The organism is Pseudoalteromonas aquimarina (assembly GCF_049257255.1).
GTDB lineage: Bacteria > Pseudomonadota > Gammaproteobacteria > Enterobacterales > Alteromonadaceae > Pseudoalteromonas.
In genome coordinates this window covers 565,128-582,346 of record NZ_JBMMUG010000001.1, presented here as the reverse complement: position 1 = coordinate 582,346, position 17,219 = coordinate 565,128, and the positions used below count along the sequence as shown (strand labels likewise).

The following is a 17,219-nucleotide window of genomic DNA, read 5'->3' as shown; positions in this document are numbered from 1 at the left end:
CTAAGGGTTGATTTTCACTTTGCTTAGTAGATCATGGGATAGTTTGTTTGTGGTATTACTTGCAATACCAAGGCGATGCTCCGCAACAGATGGGAAAATTGCCTGCACATCATCAGGTATTACATAGTCGCGACTATGTATAAATGCCCATGCTTTTGCTGCATTTGCAATTGCGATTGATGCACGTGGTGATAATGCCATAGGGTAATCTTGACTATCTCGAGTCTCATTGACTAAATCTAGTATGTACTCAACAACCACATTTGAAAGCACAACATCATTAACCAAAGACTGCATTTCGACTAAGTTCGCTGGGGTTAACAGTGCACTGACTTTTTTAGCTGCGGCACTAATTTCACCTAACAAAATCGCTTTTTCTGATTCTTTATCTGGATAACCCAAACCAATTCGCATCAAAAAACGGTCAAGCTGTGATTCAGGTAATGGGAATGTACCGGCCTGATGCATTGGGTTTTGTGTTGCAATAACAAAAAAAGGAGTCGGTAAAGGATGACTTTTACCATCGATACTCACTTGCTGTTCTTCCATTGCTTCAAGTAATGCGCTTTGTGTTTTTGGTCCTGCACGGTTAATTTCATCGGCTAACACTACTTGATTAAAAAGTGGTCCAGGGTGAAAGTGAAACGTTTGTTTATTTGGATCAAAAATGGTGCTACCTGTGATATCCGAGGGTAAAAGGTCGCTCGTAAATTGCACCCGTTGATAATCAAGCCCTAAGATATTTGACAGTGCATGTGCAAGGGATGTTTTACCCATGCCCGGTAAGTCTTCAATTAATAGGTGACCCTTTGCAAGTAAACAACATAAGGAGAGTTTAATCTGCTGTTGTTTGCCTAAAATGACTGAATTTAATTGTTGGATGATTTGGTCAAGCGCTTGATTCATTATGTTTTGCTATTTTCCATTGGTTAGATTTACACGTTTATAGTTCTCGAAGTTAACTGCTGAGAACGTAATTTGCTAAATCTAATAAGTTTGTTTTTTATTTAAGAGATACCATTAACTTTTAACGGTAACGTGAATGTTTTAAATCTCTTAAAAGGTTGTTATCGAACTTAATATACAGGTATCTAGTTTGATTACAATCACTAGAAAGTGTCACTTACTATAGCTTGCAAAATTCACTCGCGCATCAAAACTGTATTTTTCAATCCATATTATTAAATTAATGTGCTGAAAAGTGCGTTCAAGCAGTGAAAATTGGAGGGCGAAACTAACAAATTATATAAACACACCTTATTTAACATAATATACATTATGAGATATCAATTGTATTTATATCTAATCACTTAGCATGTGCTTTATTATACTTGTCAATAACTATTTACTTAGTTTTTATAATAGCTTTAAATATTTTCTGGTGAACCTTACCAATTTTAGGTAAATTACGCATCATTCTTTAAATTTCAATTAGATACTGGTCTAGTTAATATTTTTTATGTTTAAACTGCATATTCGTTTTGTGTTTTATATAACACTTTTTCTTGCCAGTATTTCCTTAAATGCAAAAACACTAAAAGTAGCTTCAGACTATTGGTGCCCATTTATTTGTGACAATGCAAGTTCACCGGGCATTCTTATTGAAGTTATGAATGAAATTGCACTGAGCAATCATTTATTACTCGATATTAAAATCATTCCATTATCGCGTGCATTAAAAATGGCAGATCACGGCGAAATTGATATTGTACTTGCGCTAACACAGCAACATGTTAAAGAGTTTAATTTACAACAATCACATGAAATATTTGGTGGCTGGTACAATGATTTTTATGCTCTTAACGATACAGCTAAGCGTTTAATAAATGAACCAGACTCAAAAATATTGCCAGCCATATTTCGCAAACATAATCGGATTGGTTTAATTAAAGGTTACGAATATGGTGATACTTTAGATAAGCTTTTTGCTGAGTACCCAAATAATTTGTATTATTCCACTGGTAACGCACCTTTAAAGCGCAATATTAAGCTATTACAAAAAGGTCGCATCGATTTTTTATTAGATTCTCGCTTTAACTTAGATTACCAACTTTCACGTTTACATATCCATGATGTTGTTAGAGTAACTACTGAAGGTTCGCTTACGCCACTTTATCTTGGTTTTAACGCACAGATTTCACATGATGTAATTACTCTTTTTGACGATGGTATTAACAGCTTGCAAGCTAGTGGCAAGCTCAATGACATTTTAAAAAAGTATCATACTGAGTCTTGGTATTCGGCTAATAACTTTTAAATTTTCGCCAATAACTGATAGTTTCAAGTACTATTCAAATTCTTCAACTATGTCTTGTTTTTGTGCCATGAGCTGGCTTCGTTCTTGGCCTTTTTGATACTCTTCAGCAATCATTTTTTCTAAAGCTGCAATGTGTTTATTCGCATCTTTTTGGCTTATATCACCGGAGTTCAGCTGTGCTTCAATCTCTTCAATTTTCTCTTTAAGTTGCTTTATCTTTTCAAGATCCACACCTAGCCGTTGCATTAATATAGCTTCTTGCATTTTTGCTAGAAAGCTCGCGTTTTTGTCGGCTTCATAAACGCTTTTTTGTTGATACTGCCTCGCTGTGTGTGACGCTGTTTGTTTTGGCATCTCAGTACTTAATTGCTCAGAAAATGTTGCCGAATTGTCAGCCATCGGCATTTCTTTGCCTGTTTTAGGACGAGTATCTTCTTTAATGTCAGTACCATTTGTTAAATTTACGTCCCTTTTAAGTGTGTTATATAACAACATGCTGTTTTCCTAACATAGTTCATTGTTTCAAAAATTATTTATCAACTTTTAGGCCAGTTTTATTTTTCGTTGCTGTAATTTGTAACTTATTGAGTTGTCATACTTTACACATTTGGGTGTTAAAAACTTTTACAGGTGAACAAACCGACACTACCTAATTTTGATGATTTGCACTAAGCTGTATATTTATACAGTTATTTAATATTTACTTATTTGTGAAAGTTGTACCAATAAAAATTGAGGCAGGCATAACTGGGTTTGAGTCCCCTGCTGCCGAATATCAAGAGCTTGGATTATCTCTTGATGAACTGCTTATACAACACCCTAACGCCACTTTTGTTGGCGTAGCAACGGGTGACTCTATGATTGGTTGCGGTATTTTTGATGGCGATATTTTAATTGTGGATCGCGCACTTGAGCCGCACCAAGGTGATGTGATCGTGGCTAATTTTAATGGTGTGTTCACCTGTAAAATTTTTGATAAACAACGTGGTATGCTGATATCGAGCTCTCCCCACTACCCGCCAATCTTGGTTAATAAAGGCGATACATTTCAATACGAAGGTGTAGTAAGTACATCGGTACGGTTACATCGCGCGCGTAAGGCCTTGTTTTAATGTTTGCACTTGTAGATGCTGTATCGTTTTACGCCAGCGCCGAAAAGGTCTTTGACCCAACCATCCGAAATCGCCCTGTTGTTGTGTTAACTAACAACGATGGCTGCATTTGTGCTGTTTGCCCTATTGCAAAAAAGCTGAATATTCCGAAGTTTGAACCGTATTTCAAAGTCAAAGAGTTACTTGAAAAACATAACGTTATTGTACGTTCCTCTAATTATGAGCTCTATGCTGATTTAAGTGCTCGCATGATGAACGAAATTAGTCGATTTAGTGATAACCAATATATTTACTCAATTGATGAATCATTTTTAAATTTTAATGGCTTTAACAATCTAATTAATGACTGGCATGAGTATGGCCATACCATTCGTAAAGCAGTATGGCGTAAAACTAAAATCCCCGTAGGTGTAGGTTTTGGCCCGACAGCAACCCTTGCTAAAGCTGCTAATCATGCAGCAAAAAAATTACCTGGATTTGATGGTGTGGCAGTAATAAACAATGAGGCCTCCCGTAAGCATATTTTAAAATTAATGGCTGTAGAAGATGTGTGGGGGGTTGGGCGTCGTATTAGTAAAAAGCTAAAACTCATGAATATTCACAGTGCACTTGATTTAGCAAATCAACCCGCAAAATTAATGCGTAAGCAGTTTAGTGTTGTACTTGAGCGAACCATTAATGAGTTAAATGGTACATCTTGCTTATCGTGGGATGATGTGAAGCAAAAAAAGAAAGAGGTCTACTCTACTCGCTCCTTTGGCGAACGCATTAGCGATGCACATTCGTTACGCGCTGCCTTTGCGGCACATTGTAATATTGTGGCACGAAAACTTAGAAAACAAGGCTCTTTGGCGAAACGCATTGTTATTTTTGCCCATAGCTCTCCCTTTGAAGAGCATTACTATAAACGCACATTTATTTATGAGTTTCCCGTAGCATCTAACGACGTCACGGTATTTGCTAATGCTGTAAAAAAAATATTTTTAAAAATTTATAGCTCGAATGTGCGCTTTCAAAAATGCGGTATTGGGGCAATTGAGTTAGAAGACGAAATGTATCGCCAAGGTGACTTATTTAATCACTCTCAAGATAAACCTGAACTAATGCAATGCTTAGATACTATTAACCAACGCTTTGGTAACGACGCGCTTAAGCTTGCAAGCGAAAAACAAAGCGCTTTTTGGCATATGCGACGCGCATTTTTATCTCCCAAATACACTACTCGTTGGTCAGATATTCCGAGAATAAAATGCTAATAAATGAGGTATAAAAAAAGCGTTTAAAAAGGCCTTGGGTTAACTGTGAAGAACGCTTCAAAATTAGTGGGGTCTGTAAATTTAATAACAGCAGCATAGCGCTTAGAGGCGTCGAATTTCTGAGGTTGTTTTAAAAGTACTGGTCGCGTGATTATTTGGCCTTGAGATGTTTGCCAACTTAAGACTAAATCTGCACCTTGATAACGCGCTTGTGGAAAGCCAGTACCACAATAGCTTTGCGGCTCAACTAAATTACAGCTAACCATTTTGGCCGATTCAACAACAGTTAATTTAATATTTTCAATAGTGCTGTTTGCATCATTATAAAAAGCCAGTCCAGACACAGTGAGCGTAGGAGAAGTTGTAGATTTACACCCAAATAAAACAATTAATAAACAGCAAAACATAAAATAAAAACGCTTATAAAATAACACCTGTTATACCCCTTTACAAAAACACAAAGCCTTTAAAAATAGGCTGTGCAGCAATAAAATAAAAACAAAGTTAACCTAAATTAATTAACATTTGTTTATTTTGAACTAAAAATAAACCATTTAGCTTTAATCAAACATGAATCGTGCTACTTACTAATCTGTAAAATGCGTAGTCACTTAAGTAATTAAACTATTTAAGAGCAAGTAAAAGACAAGAATGAAAACAATAAGCCTATTTGTAGCTTGTAACACGAATAATGTTACTCTTTAACGCATTGTTTTCAATATAAAACTGAAGCCCTGCAGCATTATTAGGAACTTCAAATGTTAAACGGGTATTTGAAACGAATTTCGGGGTAATTTTAAGCGGTCCCAACACCACTTTTGAATCTTGATTAAAACCAATACCTGAAAGTGAAAAGGGTTTACCTTTTTCAAGAGTAACAGAAGCATTTCCAAAAATAAGTGGCGCATTATTTAATAGGGATTCAACCTTAACTTCATTGGTTTTTTGGTCTTGATCATAAATAAATAGCGCATATTTACCTTTGGGTACCTCTAATTTAAACACGAGTCCTTCGCTACTAATTGAGGTAGGTTTAAAATTAAAAACATTATTGTGTTGATACACAACAACAACCGGATCGATTAGTTTTTCAAACTGTGTACCAGTAATTAAAATATCATCACCAAAACGATAACGGCCAGCAACTGAAATATCAGAATAAAAACCTGAAAGCTGAGAAACAGTAATGGTATTTTTAGCAAAAAACGCTGACTTCTTTTGTGGATTTAAATCAAAATTATCAAGCACTTTATCGTTATCACTATCAAATGCAAACGCAGTAGCGCTAAATACACACCCTGAAATAATAGCAATAAGGTAACTTCTCATAAATGACTCTAATAATGACTACTTTTATAAGTTAGTCATATACCATTAATTAATAAAGATGTTTATAAAAAAATGCTCTATTTGTAATTTATTCAGCTAAAAAATACCTTAATCACTAGCGTGTTAAAATTTACAAACACTTCATTTTGTAAGTAATGGGTTATTTTTGCCGTAAAGTGATAAACGGAAAACCCATAACAAATTGAATAATAGGAAATAATCATTTTAAAAGCTTTGAATATCAGAAGCTGAATTTTTAACTAGCCAGATGTCTATATGTAAAATGGGATGCACTGAAAACAAGGCTAGAAAAAACATATAAAAAAGCCCAACACACAGTTGGGCTTTATCGTTAAACAAGAAAGCGTTTATCTGAATAGCACTTCTTCTTTTTTGAACCAATGCACACATGCCGTCATTAATAGACCCGCGAGCACTGCCGTGGCAATAAAGATCATACCAACGTAACTGTAATCTACTGTGCCTTTTAAAATCTCTTTAATAGCTAGTGCAACATTGGTAATTGGTACCATTGCAGTACTCATGCTGAGTTCCATATTTGGCATCATCGCAACAATAAGCGGCAAAAATGCAAGCATCGAAAGTGGACCCATATAGTTTTGCGCTTCTTTAAATGAACGTGCATAAATCGAAATCGCCAAAACAAGTGATGAAAACACACATGCAAGCGGAATCAGCAATAACAAAATAAGTGCAAAATCAGCAAAGCCTAGCATCGAAAATGCATCAGTGATTTTCTCTACCTCAAAGAAGTTACCTGCCATTTTCATCCATATGCCCATACTGGCGACAGTAATGAGCGCGGTTGCCAAAGAGGTAAATAACACAGTGAAAAACTTACCAAGTACCAGCTCTGTTCTCGAAATAGGTGTAAGTAAAAGTGTTTCAAGTGTGCCCCGCTCTTTTTCACCAGCGCCTAAATCAATCGCTGGGTAACTAGCACCTGCAAGTACAAGCGGAATTAATAAATACGGAATAAGTGCCCCTAGTTTTTCGCCTAAATTTTCACGTAAATCGGCAGTATCGACTTTTTCAAGCACGACTGGGTTAAGCAGCGCTTCTTGATGTTCAATGGCAATTCCAAGCTTATTAAACTGCTCACTTTGCAGTGTTTGTGAAAACTCTTCTGCCATCTCTTTGATACGTGCAAAGATAAAACTAAGTGATGAAGAATCATTGAAAACAACCTGCCATGAATTACTTTTACCGTTTTCAAGAGATGAACGCGCATCGTCAGTAATCACTATACCTACATCAATTACTTCGTTTTGTACTGCCGTTTTTAAATCATCGACTGTTTTAAAATCACCTTCAACCAATTTGAAGTTTTTATGGTAAAACAGTTTATCTTTAAATTCTGGCGCGTATTGGGCATTAATAATCGCATAAGTATGCACCTTTTGCTCTGCTTCAATAGCAGCTTTACTCATTAAAAAGCCCATTAAAGCAAAAATGATTGGGAAGATGGCAACCGGCAGTGCAACTACAAATAATAATGTTTTTCTGTCACGCAGTAGCTCTTTTAACTCTTTTAAAAATACTTCAAACACCTTGTTGCTCCTTTAAAATCGTTAAAAACGCGTTGTTAAGTACATCACTGCGGCCACGCTCTTTAAATTCACCAATCGTGCCATCAAAACACGTAATACCTTTATCAATCACACTGACGCGCTCACATAAAAGCTCTACTTCATCTAAGTGGTGAGTTGAAAAAATAACCGGAGTACCTTGTGCTTTAATGCTTTGAATAAAGCTGATGACCGTTTGAGTAGTCATAATATCAAGGCCTGTGGTTGGCTCATCAAGCACAATCACCTCAGGGTTGTGCACTACAGCACGCGCAATGTTGGTTTTTTGCTTCATACCCGTTGATAAGTGTTCTGCACGCTTATCTAAAAAGCTATGCATATCAAGCATTTCAAATAATTCGTCACAACGTGTTTTTACTGCTTGTTTATTCATGCCATGAAGGCGTGCAAAGTATTCGATGTTTTCTTTTGCCGTTAAACGGCCATATAAACCAGTAGAACCTGACAAAAAGCCAATTTTTTTACGGGCTTCAAGCGGTTTTTTAACGACATCAATACCATTAATTTTAATTTGACCTTCATCAGGACTAAGCGCAGTGGAAAGCATACGTAATGTGGTTGTTTTACCAGCACCGTTTGGCCCTAATAAGCCAAGCACTTCACCTTGGTTACAGGTAAATGACACATCACGTACCGAATGAAAATAATCTTTATCTTCCCGCGGATCTTTTTTCTCATCGTTTTTCACTTTGTGATCTTTGGTAAGTTTAAAGCGCTTTTTGAGCGCCGATACTTCTATCATTTCAACTTCCTTCGTTTAGGTCGAAAATAATCGGTATTTTCGTAAAATGCTTTGTCTTTGTTACTCTCATACCAAGTCGGCACACCTAGTAACGGTAACGGGAACAAATGACTGTTATCGCACAATATATCTTGTTGTTCTATAAGTTTTTCAAGGGTCGTATCAAGCCAAGCATACTTTTCATCAAGGGATTTAGGCAAATCATCATGATGAGCGGTAATATAAAGCGCTTTACCGGTCAATCCTAAGTATGGGCGGGTTGCCATTTCGTAATTCGCATGACCAAACATAAACGGCCAAATCGAGTTAAACCAATCAGCACGGTTTTCGAAAAAGCCATCTACCCATAAATGATTTTGCAGTAAATGTGCTTGTGCTTCATTGCAAACAATCACAACGCCACATTCATCTAATAATGTGATTGCATTACGCTTTTTAGAGCGCTCAACTCTGCCGTGTAATTTTATCTGCTCGATATGGAGTTTATTTAGCAAGGCTTTTGTTTTCGGAAATAATAACCAAATAAACGCGCCAAACAAATCATGCCAGTTTTCTAAGCGCGTTGGGATTTCACCTTTGTCATAGATAATTTCTTCGTAATAACCATGTTGCCAATCAATATCATCATTAGCTACAAAGGTTATTTGTTGGTCATTTTTATTTTTAATGCCAATAGCATGCTGATTTAACCAGTCAAGTGCTGGCCACTGTTCAAATTGGTCAAGATTAAATAATCGGTTTAGATCGTCAAAGATACCATGATGTAAAAAATCAGTCGTCCAATGCGCTGGGGCTTCAAATTTCATGCAGGTAATTTAAAAGAATAAAACTAAAAGCGCTACTTTACCGCATTTACTAGCACAACACTAAACTAGTTTTTATAATCGGCTAAATTTGTGACACAGGTTGAATTATGAAAAAACTAACACCAATAGGTCTTGCTGTCTCGTTGCTATTAAGTGGCTGTGCGACACAAAATAATGAACAAGCACTCAATGCTGCGTATAACAGTATCAATGCAAAGCAGCTTAGCGAACATATAAAAACAATCGCATCAGATGAATTCGAAGGGCGCGCGCCGTCAACCAAAGGCGAAGAGCTCACTCTCGCTTACTTAGAAAAACACTTCAAATCACTTGGTTTTATTGGCGGTAATAACGGTAGCTTTTACCAAGACGTGCCTTTAGTTTCAATTGAAGCATCACCAGATATGACGCTTAACATCGCCGGTAAAGCATATCAGTACAAAAGAGATATGGTGATGGGCACAAGCCGCATGAGCGAACTTGAATCGATTGAGAATTCTGAGCTGGTGTTTGTTGGCTATGGAATTAACGCGCCAGAATATAATTGGAATGACTATAAAGATATTGACGTAAAAGGTAAAACCGTAGTTATTTTGGTAAATGACCCAGGCTTTGCGACGCAAGATGACACGTTATTTACAGGTAATGCAATGACCTACTATGGCCGTTGGACCTACAAATATGAAGAAGCGTCACGTCAAGGTGCCGCAGGTGCGATTATTGTACATGAAACCGCACCTGCATCTTACCCTTGGTCAGTTGTTGAGAATTCATGGTCAGGCCCACAATTTGGTTTTCAAAAAGAAAATAACAATATGGACCGCGTTGCCGTTGAAGGTTGGGTGACGTTAGACGTTGCTAATGAACTATTTGCTAAAGCAGGGTTAGACTTTGCAAAAGAGAAAGAAAAAGCAGCCAAAGGTGCTTACTCTGTTGATATGGGTGATTTAACAGCGTCTGTTACAGTTAAAAGTGAAATTAAAAAATCAATTTCACGTAATTTTATTGCGACACTACCTGGTAATAGCACCCCAAATGAACACATTATCTACTCTGCACACTGGGATCACCTAGGTAAAGATCCAAATAAAAAAGGCGATAATATTTATAATGGCGCACACGATAACGCCACAGGAACCGCTGGTATGATTGAAATTGCAGAAGCATTTTCAATGTTACCGACAAAACCAGCTCGCTCAATTACCTTTTTAGCGGTAACTGCTGAAGAGCAAGGTTTACTTGGTGCTAAATACTATGCAGCTAATCCAATTATTGCCGCAAATAAATCGGTTGCTAACATCAATATGGATAGCTTAAACCTGTTGGGCCGAGTTACAGATATTAGTGTGGTTGGTGCAGGTAAATCTGAAATGGATGAATATTTAGCACGTGCTGCTAAATCTCAAAACCGTACTTTATCAGGCGACCCTCGCCCTGCTGCCGGTGGTTATTACCGCTCAGATCACTTTGCATTTGCACAAATGGGTATTCCAGCAATGTATTCAGGCGGTGGAACACAAGCGATTGACGAAGAAACTGCACGATACCGCAAGCGTATGGGATTAATTTTACGTGGTTGTTACCATCAGCCATGTGATCAATTCCGTAATGGCTGGGATTTATCAGGTGCAATCCAAGATCTTCAGTTATTTTATCAAGTAGGCTTAGATATTGCTGACAGCAAAGATTGGCCAAAGTGGTACGAAAAATCTGAGTTCCAACGAAAAAAATAATCATAGCAATTGATTAAATTAAACGGTAATGGGATTGATTCGCATTACCGTTAGTACTATAGTGAAACTAATCGCATATTAGGTATCACTATGTTTCTATTTCTCTCACAATTAACTGTTTCAAAACACACTGTTAAAAGTGTTTTAGCTTATAAGCGACTTTTCCTTCCATTAATCATAGTGTGTTTGTGGCTTAATCCAACCACCCAACATATAGTGATCACTGCCCTAGCTGATGCCTTTTTACAAGTAAGCATATTTGTAGCCATTACCCTTTACGGCTATTACATTGCCGTAAAACGCTTCCCGCAATTAGAGATCAGTTATATAACCAAAGTAGCACCAAGACTCGAAGTACCATTTGCAGCACTCTTAGGCGCACTACCAGGCTGTGGTGGTGCAATTATTGTGGTGACGCAATACACTAAAAAACAGGCAAGCTTTGGGGCATTTGTCGCTGTATTAATTTCAACTATGGGTGACGCAGCCTTTTTACTTATCGCAGCAAAACCACAAACCGCACTTTTAGTGTTATTGATAAGTGTTATTACAGGTACCTTATTTGGTTGGCTAGTAAATAGATTTCATAAATTTGACTATTTAGTGCCAGAGCAAACAGAAGACCAACAGCATCAATGTAAAAATGTGCCAAAGTTAATCACCACTTTTAGTAAACGGTTTTGGCAAAGTATCGTATTACCAATGACGATTGTGGCCTTGTTATTAGCATTTCAGTTTCAATTTAGTGATGGCGTATCAAGCTCTATTACAAGCATTGCTGCTGTCTGTTGTTTTATAGTAGCTGTTTTGTGGTCGCTCTCGTCAATTGGTAAAACGTACCAAGATGTAACAGCAGAAGATGATGTAGAAGAACATAATTTAGAAGTTAAAGTGCTGCAAGATACGCATTTTATTACCAGTTGGGTGGTTATTGGTTTCTTAGCTTATGAGTTATTCAAACTATGGCTCGGAACTGATATTTCACTGTTATTTAATCAGTACACTTACTTAATGCCTTTAATGGCCTGTTTAGTAGGGCTGTTACCGGGTTGTGGACCACAAATAATCGTCACTACGCTTTATATGCAAGGTCACATTCCATTTTCAGCGTTAATGGCAAATGCCATATCCAATGATGGTGATGCGCTCTTCCCTGCGATTGCCCTTGCGCCAAAAGCGGCTTTGATTGGTACTTTGTATACTGCAGTACCAAGTTTATTAATTGGTTATTTACTTTACTTAATATAAAAAGGGGTCTTTCGACCCCTTTTTATTAACTCATTGCCATTAACATGGCACTTGGTGTTTCTAAATAATGCTTCCACAAATTATTGAAACGCGCCATGGTTGCGCCATCAATAATGCGGTGATCGCCTGACCATGAAATTTGCATAATTGCACGGGCTTCAACCTCACCTTTAACATTAAAACGCGGTAAGTGTTGAAGTTTACCAAGGGCAACAATAGCAACTTCCGGTTTATTGATAATTGGCGTCGCTGTAGTACCCCCAATTGCACCAATATTAGAAATTGAAATAGTGCCACCTTTAAGATCTTGTGGGCTCACACGACCTTCACGTGCTTGATCAGTCAAACGCGATACTTCATTGGCAATTTCAACCATATTCTTAGTTTGGCATGATTTAATATTAGGTACTAATAGGCCTAATTTTGAGTCTACTGCCATACCAATATTATGGTCATTGAAATACGTTAGCTCAGTACAATCGGCATTTACCTGTGAATTGATCACAGGGAATTCTTTCAGTGCTAACGAAAGCGCTTTGATAAAGAAAGGCATCATGGTGAGCTTAACACCCTGCTTTGCATACTGCTCTTTTAAATCTTTGCGTAAGCTGATTAGATCGGTTAAATCAATTTCATCGCTTAACGTAAAGTGTGGAATAGTAGAAACTGAATCCATCATCTGCTTTGCCATCGCTGCTTGCATACCGCGAATTGGCTCAACACGTGTACTTGCCAAACTTGGTACAGCTTGTGTCGCCACTGGCGAAACTGATTGGCTGTTACTATCACCATTTAAGAAGCGCTGAATATCTTCTTTATACACACGGCCATTTTTACCTGAACCAACAACCTTTGAAATATCTAAATTGTGCTCACGAGCTAAACGGCGCACTGCTGGACTTGCAACTGCTTTGCCTGCATTTGCTACAACTGGTAATTCTTCTTGTTGTTGCTTAACGGGCGCATTTTGCTGTGCGTTTACCACTTTCTTTTGAATATCGATAACTTGTGCACTTGCTACTTCCATTTGGAAAAGTGGTGCATGCACTTTGGCAATTTCACCTTTTTGATGATACAGCTTAGTCACACGACCGGTGTGTTTTGCAGGAATTTGAACAAGCGCTTTGTCTGTCATTACATCACAAACGGCTTGGTCTTCTTTGATTTCATCACCCTCAGCAACAAGCCAATCGACAATTTCGCACTCAACAATACCTTCACCAATATCTGGTAAAATAAAATCTTCAAGCGCTGTACCCGTTTGCACTGGTGCCTCTTGAGTTAACTCTGATGGTGCTGAACTTGTTGGCTGCTGTGCTGCCGGTGCACCTTCAACATCCATGGCAAATAGTGGCGCGTGTACTTTAGCAATTTCACCTTTTTGGTAATAAAGCTTAGTAATAACACCGTTATGTACTGCAGGAATTTGCACCAGTGCTTTATCAGTCATTACATCGCAAATAGGCTGATCTTCTTTTACAGTGTCACCTTCTGCAATTAACCATTCAACCACTTCACACTCAACGATGCCTTCACCAATATCCGGTAGAATAAAATCTTGGCTCATAACTACTCCTTAAAACTGCACAGACTGCTTAATAGCTGATAACACTTTCAATGCATCAGGAATGTATTCTTTTTCAAGCGCAAGTGGGTATGGTGTATCTAGACCACACACACGACTAATCGGCGATTCTAAATGTAAAAAACACTCTTGTTGAATAGTCGCTGCGATTTCAGCACCAAAGCCACAGGTTACAGGTGCTTCATGGCTGATAAGTAAACGCCCTGTTTTCATCACAGATTTTGCAACAGTGTCAACATCCCATGGTTGAATGCTGCGTAAATCAATCACTTCACAACTTATGCCATCTTCTTTTGCCATTTCAGCTGCTTTTTCAATGATTTCCATTTGCGCACCCCAAGCTAAAAGCGTGATATCAGAACCTTCAGATACAACTTCAGCTTTACCAATTGGGATAATGAAATCATCTTCTGGCACATCACCAATAGAAGCTCGATATAGACGCTTTGGCTCAAAGAAAATAACCGGGTTATCATCTTTAATACAAGCGCGTAATAAGCCTTTTGCTTGGTAAGCATTGCGCGGCACAACCAGTTTTAAACCTGGTGTATGGGCAAAATAAGCTTCAGGTGATTGCGAATGATATAAACCGCCGGCAATACCACCGCCATAAGGTGTGCGAATGGTAAGCTTGCCAACATTAAACTCATTACCGCTGCGGTAACGGAATTTAGCGGATTCATTTACGATTTGATCAAAGGCTGGGAAGATATAATCCGCAAATTGAATTTCAGCAATTGCAGGAGCCCCCGCCGCAGCTAAGCCATTGGCAAAACCTAAAATACCTTGCTCAGTTAATGGCGTATTAAAAACACGGTGTTTACCATATTTTTCTTGTAAGCCACTAGTAGCACGGAATACACCACCGAAATAACCAACATCTTCACCGAAAATACAGGCAAGTGGATGTTCTGACATAGAAATATCAAGCGCAGAATTAATCGCTTGTAACATATTCATTTGTGCCATTATTTGATTCTCCCTGCCGTTGTCGGATAAGCGTCTGGATGAGCTTTAACGTGCGCTTTTAATGCTTCAAGTTGTTTTTCAAGTAATGGAATTGGCGTGTCGTATACATCGCTTACTAAATCTTCAATTGGTGGCTTAGCCACTTTTTCAGCCACTTTTACGGCATCTAAGATTTGTTCACGTAGCGCTTCATCTTGCGCATTATCTTCAGCTTCGTCTAACCAGCCTTTACTAAGCAAGTAACCTTTAAAGCGTTGAATTGGACACTTAGTATTTGTGCTTTCTTCTTCTTTTGAGCGATAACCTGTTGGGTCGTCCGATGTAGAGTGCGCCCCTAAACGATAGGCAATTGATTCGATTAACACTGGGTTACCCGTTTCAACTGAATATTGACGTGCTTTTTGTGTTGCCGCATAAACTGCTAACGCATCTGCGCCATCAACACGAATCGTTTTAATACCGTAACCAACACCACGACTGGCAATACCGTCACCTGCAAACTGTTCATCTGCAGGCGTTGAAATCGCATAACCGTTATTTCGTGCAAAAAAGATAACTGGCGCTTTTAAAACCGCTGCCATATTAAGACCTGCGTGGAAATCACCTTCAGAAGCGGCACCTTCACCAAAATAACATAAGGTAATATTGTTAATCTCAGAGCTTAATTCGCCATTTTCAGCATTAATGTGTGGGATTTTTTGCGAATACGCATAACCCGTTGCCTGAGGTATTTGCGTACCTAGTGGTGAAGAGATAGTCATATAATGCAATTCTTTTGAACCATAATGAATTGGCATTTGACGACCTTTACCTAAATCTTTCTCGTTAGAGAACATTTGGTTCATAAACTGCTCAAGGCTAAAACCACGGTAACGTAAGGCTGCTTGCTCACGATATTGCGCCATGATCATATCATCGTCTTTTAATGCAGCGGCACTTGCTGTTACAGCACCTTCTTCACCTAAACATTGCATGTAAAAAGAAACACGCCCTTGGCGTTGTGCTGCTTGCATACGCTCATCTAGCGCACGAATAAAACGCATTGTTTTGTAAATTTTTAATGCGGTTTCTTTGTCAATATTTGGATCAACTGCTCCTTTAACTAGATGACCATTTTCATCTAATAAACTAACAGTAGGTATGTCTAATGCTGAAGGATCGATAAATTCGAGTGCCTGCGTAACATTTAAAGACACATTTTGCGGGTTCGTCATAGCTTACCTCTAATGATGTAGCGCTTTAAAAATGCGTAAATATCCAATTAAGCAACATAATTAGCATTGTGCTGAGAGACACTTAAACGTTAGGTAAATTGAATTTGACGCATCAAACACTTCAACCAAACAATTTAAACAGCTAATTTATGCAAGTGACTGGTATGATTAGTACATATCACCCATAAATTGGACTAATATTAAATTAAAGTTAGCTCGACTTTACGTTAACGTAAACGGATATTCAACTAATTTTAGCTGAATATCCTAAAAGGTGTGGCAAGATATTTATACAAAATCAGTTTTATTTTGCAGGGGGATCACGGTAAGAAGTGCGCGCTGTCCTAGTGCAACTTTTGCATTTGGGAAGATAATGGCTTCACCATCAACTTCAGCAAAATAATCTGTATCGCCATCCGTTGCTAGTAGCTCACCTTTAGCAAACCCAGTAAAGTTTGCAGCGCTATCACTAAACGGAAAACGAAAATCTTCTTGAGTCCGATTAATTGTGCGATGTACTTCAAACAATTCAAAATCAGCAAAGTTAAACTCGGGATAAACCATCGTTTCTTGAGAGATTAAATCTGTAAGTGTGTTTTTCGCTTTTTCAAAGCGTGTCATATCGTTTTGACCAAATGGTTTTACTTTACCAAGCTCGATAGTAAAGGCGTCTGCATTAAATGTACTACTTGAAAAATAGCTAAATGTTGTCGCAGCTGACTTCATCATTAAGATGGTATTAACACCACAACTTAGTAAAAAGCTTAGTTCTTCTTTTTTCCATGGTTTGCCATTTAAAAAAGGATAGACAGCAAACTTGTCGTTTTTAGAATCACGAATTGCTGTGTGTAAATCATAATGAATACGTTTACGGCCATTTTCACTTTGCTGATTAAAGAAATTTGAAACATACGTCTCTAATTTTGCAGCCCTAATTTTTTCATTATTTTGCTCGCCTTGTTTATGAGCACCACAAAATAGGCGATTTAAGTTCTCTTCAACAAAGCGCTCAGCCACATTCATCGAAGCTGGATTGCCAAAAATGAATAAAACACGATGTGCCAGTTGCAATTCACCTTTAATAACCGCTTTGATAAGTTCATCACATATTTCAATTGGCGCAGTTTCATTACCGTGAATGGCTGATGACAGTACAATGTCTTTATTACCATATTGTACTGGCGTAAACTGAATTACCCCCGTATCAAGTACTTCAACTTGAGTACCGTTATTCAAGCTAAAATTAAATGGGTCTAAATGCCATTCGTTGGCACGTGATATTGATAAGAAATCACCTGTTTGTGAGAGATTATTTGTTGTCATGTTACTCATCTTTACATAATAAAAAAGGCGGTAAA

16 protein-coding genes are annotated in these 17,219 nt (G+C 37.9%); 5 read left to right on the top strand and 11 right to left on the bottom strand.

All coding sequences use genetic code 11. The features are described from left to right. Positions 1-906, bottom strand: coding sequence for an AAA family ATPase (locus AAEU29_RS02670; protein WP_421971943.1), 906 nt, complete (start codon positions 904-906; stop codon positions 1-3). Between the two features lie 553 nt (positions 907-1,459). Between AAEU29_RS02670 and AAEU29_RS02665 the strand changes: the two genes are divergently transcribed. Further along, positions 1,460-2,257, top strand: coding sequence for a substrate-binding periplasmic protein (locus AAEU29_RS02665; RefSeq protein ID WP_421971942.1), 798 nt, complete (start codon positions 1,460-1,462; stop codon positions 2,255-2,257). 30 nt (positions 2,258-2,287) lie between these two features. Here the strand turns inward: AAEU29_RS02665 and AAEU29_RS02660 are convergent, their stop codons facing one another. Further along, positions 2,288-2,752 (bottom strand): hypothetical protein, encoded by a 465-nt coding sequence (locus AAEU29_RS02660; RefSeq protein ID WP_421971941.1) that lies wholly within the window; start codon positions 2,750-2,752, stop codon positions 2,288-2,290. Positions 2,753-2,967: 215 nt separating this feature from the next. On the opposite strand from AAEU29_RS02660, the gene AAEU29_RS02655 reads away from it, so the two are divergent. Together AAEU29_RS02655 and AAEU29_RS02650 are read left to right on the top strand one after the other, a co-directional pair. Beyond that, positions 2,968-3,369, top strand: coding sequence for a LexA family protein (locus tag AAEU29_RS02655; RefSeq protein ID WP_372768450.1), 402 nt, complete (start codon positions 2,968-2,970; stop codon positions 3,367-3,369). Then, positions 3,369-4,625, top strand: coding sequence for a Y-family DNA polymerase (locus AAEU29_RS02650; RefSeq protein WP_421971940.1), 1,257 nt, complete (start codon positions 3,369-3,371; stop codon positions 4,623-4,625). The genes AAEU29_RS02655 and AAEU29_RS02650 overlap by 1 nt, the downstream gene beginning before the upstream one ends. A gap of 23 nt (positions 4,626-4,648) precedes the next feature. On the opposite strand, the gene AAEU29_RS02645 is transcribed toward AAEU29_RS02650, so the two are convergent. The 5 genes from AAEU29_RS02645 to AAEU29_RS02625 all read right to left on the bottom strand — a co-directional run bounded on the left by AAEU29_RS02645 (position 4,649) and on the right by AAEU29_RS02625 (position 9,112). Beyond that, positions 4,649-5,059, bottom strand: a complete 411-nt coding sequence (locus tag AAEU29_RS02645; RefSeq protein ID WP_421971939.1) for a hypothetical protein — start codon at positions 5,057-5,059, stop codon at positions 4,649-4,651. A 232-nt stretch (positions 5,060-5,291) separates the two neighbouring features. Next, entirely contained in the window at positions 5,292-5,954 is a 663-nt protein-coding gene (locus AAEU29_RS02640; protein ID WP_421971938.1) for a hypothetical protein, read from the bottom strand. A gap of 368 nt (positions 5,955-6,322) precedes the next feature. Continuing rightward, a complete protein-coding gene (locus tag AAEU29_RS02635) occupies positions 6,323-7,525 on the bottom strand; it encodes an ABC transporter permease (RefSeq protein ID WP_421971937.1) in 1,203 nt (400 codons plus the stop codon). Continuing rightward, positions 7,518-8,306, bottom strand: a complete 789-nt coding sequence (locus AAEU29_RS02630; RefSeq protein ID WP_421971936.1) for an ABC transporter ATP-binding protein — start codon at positions 8,304-8,306, stop codon at positions 7,518-7,520. The genes AAEU29_RS02635 and AAEU29_RS02630 overlap by 8 nt, the downstream gene beginning before the upstream one ends. Next, on the bottom strand, positions 8,303-9,112 hold the full coding sequence (locus AAEU29_RS02625; protein ID WP_274760710.1) for a DUF3025 domain-containing protein: 810 nt from the start codon (positions 9,110-9,112) through the stop codon (positions 8,303-8,305). The genes AAEU29_RS02630 and AAEU29_RS02625 overlap by 4 nt, the downstream gene beginning before the upstream one ends. Positions 9,113-9,219: 107 nt before the next feature. On the opposite strand from AAEU29_RS02625, the gene AAEU29_RS02620 reads away from it, so the two are divergent. Together AAEU29_RS02620 and AAEU29_RS02615 are read left to right on the top strand one after the other, a co-directional pair. Continuing rightward, a complete protein-coding gene (locus tag AAEU29_RS02620) occupies positions 9,220-10,845 on the top strand; it encodes a M28 family metallopeptidase (RefSeq protein ID WP_421971935.1) in 1,626 nt (541 codons plus the stop codon). 90 nt (positions 10,846-10,935) lie between these two features. Further along, complete coding sequence (locus AAEU29_RS02615) at positions 10,936-12,093, top strand: putative manganese transporter (protein ID WP_421971934.1); 1,158 nt, start codon at positions 10,936-10,938, stop codon at positions 12,091-12,093. 25 nt (positions 12,094-12,118) lie between these two features. On the opposite strand, the gene AAEU29_RS02610 is transcribed toward AAEU29_RS02615, so the two are convergent. From AAEU29_RS02610 to astE, 4 genes are all read right to left on the bottom strand, one after another. Then, positions 12,119-13,660, bottom strand: a complete 1,542-nt coding sequence (locus AAEU29_RS02610; protein ID WP_421971933.1) for a dihydrolipoyllysine-residue acetyltransferase — start codon at positions 13,658-13,660, stop codon at positions 12,119-12,121. 9 nt (positions 13,661-13,669) lie between these two features. Then, complete coding sequence (locus AAEU29_RS02605; RefSeq protein ID WP_421971932.1) at positions 13,670-14,647, bottom strand: alpha-ketoacid dehydrogenase subunit beta; 978 nt, start codon at positions 14,645-14,647, stop codon at positions 13,670-13,672. Beyond that, positions 14,647-15,861 carry a thiamine pyrophosphate-dependent dehydrogenase E1 component subunit alpha gene (locus tag AAEU29_RS02600; RefSeq protein ID WP_421971931.1) on the bottom strand — a complete coding sequence of 405 codons (1,215 nt, stop codon included), beginning with the start codon at positions 15,859-15,861 and terminating at the stop codon, positions 14,647-14,649. The genes AAEU29_RS02605 and AAEU29_RS02600 overlap by 1 nt, the downstream gene beginning before the upstream one ends. Before the next feature lie 288 nt (positions 15,862-16,149). After that, positions 16,150-17,193, bottom strand: a complete 1,044-nt coding sequence (gene astE, locus AAEU29_RS02595; protein ID WP_421971930.1) for a succinylglutamate desuccinylase — start codon at positions 17,191-17,193, stop codon at positions 16,150-16,152. Positions 17,194-17,219 lie beyond the last annotated feature (26 nt).

Bases quoted from the DNA above. Each gene is read 5' to 3' on its own strand.
- astE (WP_421971930.1), bottom strand. From the start codon at position 17,193: ATGAGTAACATGACAACAAATAATCTCTCACAAACAGGTGATTTCTTA.
- AAEU29_RS02605 (WP_421971932.1), bottom strand. From the start codon at position 14,647: ATGGCACAAATGAATATGTTACAAGCGATTAATTCTGCGCTTGATATT.
- AAEU29_RS02620 (WP_421971935.1), top strand. From the start codon at position 9,220: ATGAAAAAACTAACACCAATAGGTCTTGCTGTCTCGTTGCTATTAAGT.
- AAEU29_RS02660 (WP_421971941.1), bottom strand. From the start codon at position 2,752: ATGTTGTTATATAACACACTTAAAAGGGACGTAAATTTAACAAATGGT.
- AAEU29_RS02640 (WP_421971938.1), bottom strand. From the start codon at position 5,954: ATGAGAAGTTACCTTATTGCTATTATTTCAGGGTGTGTATTTAGCGCT.
- AAEU29_RS02600 (WP_421971931.1), bottom strand. From the start codon at position 15,861: ATGACGAACCCGCAAAATGTGTCTTTAAATGTTACGCAGGCACTCGAA.
- AAEU29_RS02650 (WP_421971940.1), top strand. From the start codon at position 3,369: ATGTTTGCACTTGTAGATGCTGTATCGTTTTACGCCAGCGCCGAAAAG.
- AAEU29_RS02670 (WP_421971943.1), bottom strand. From the start codon at position 906: ATGAATCAAGCGCTTGACCAAATCATCCAACAATTAAATTCAGTCATT.
- AAEU29_RS02625 (WP_274760710.1), bottom strand. From the start codon at position 9,112: ATGAAATTTGAAGCCCCAGCGCATTGGACGACTGATTTTTTACATCAT.
- AAEU29_RS02665 (WP_421971942.1), top strand. From the start codon at position 1,460: ATGTTTAAACTGCATATTCGTTTTGTGTTTTATATAACACTTTTTCTT.
- AAEU29_RS02615 (WP_421971934.1), top strand. From the start codon at position 10,936: ATGTTTCTATTTCTCTCACAATTAACTGTTTCAAAACACACTGTTAAA.
- AAEU29_RS02630 (WP_421971936.1), bottom strand. From the start codon at position 8,306: ATGATAGAAGTATCGGCGCTCAAAAAGCGCTTTAAACTTACCAAAGAT.
- AAEU29_RS02610 (WP_421971933.1), bottom strand. From the start codon at position 13,660: ATGAGCCAAGATTTTATTCTACCGGATATTGGTGAAGGCATCGTTGAG.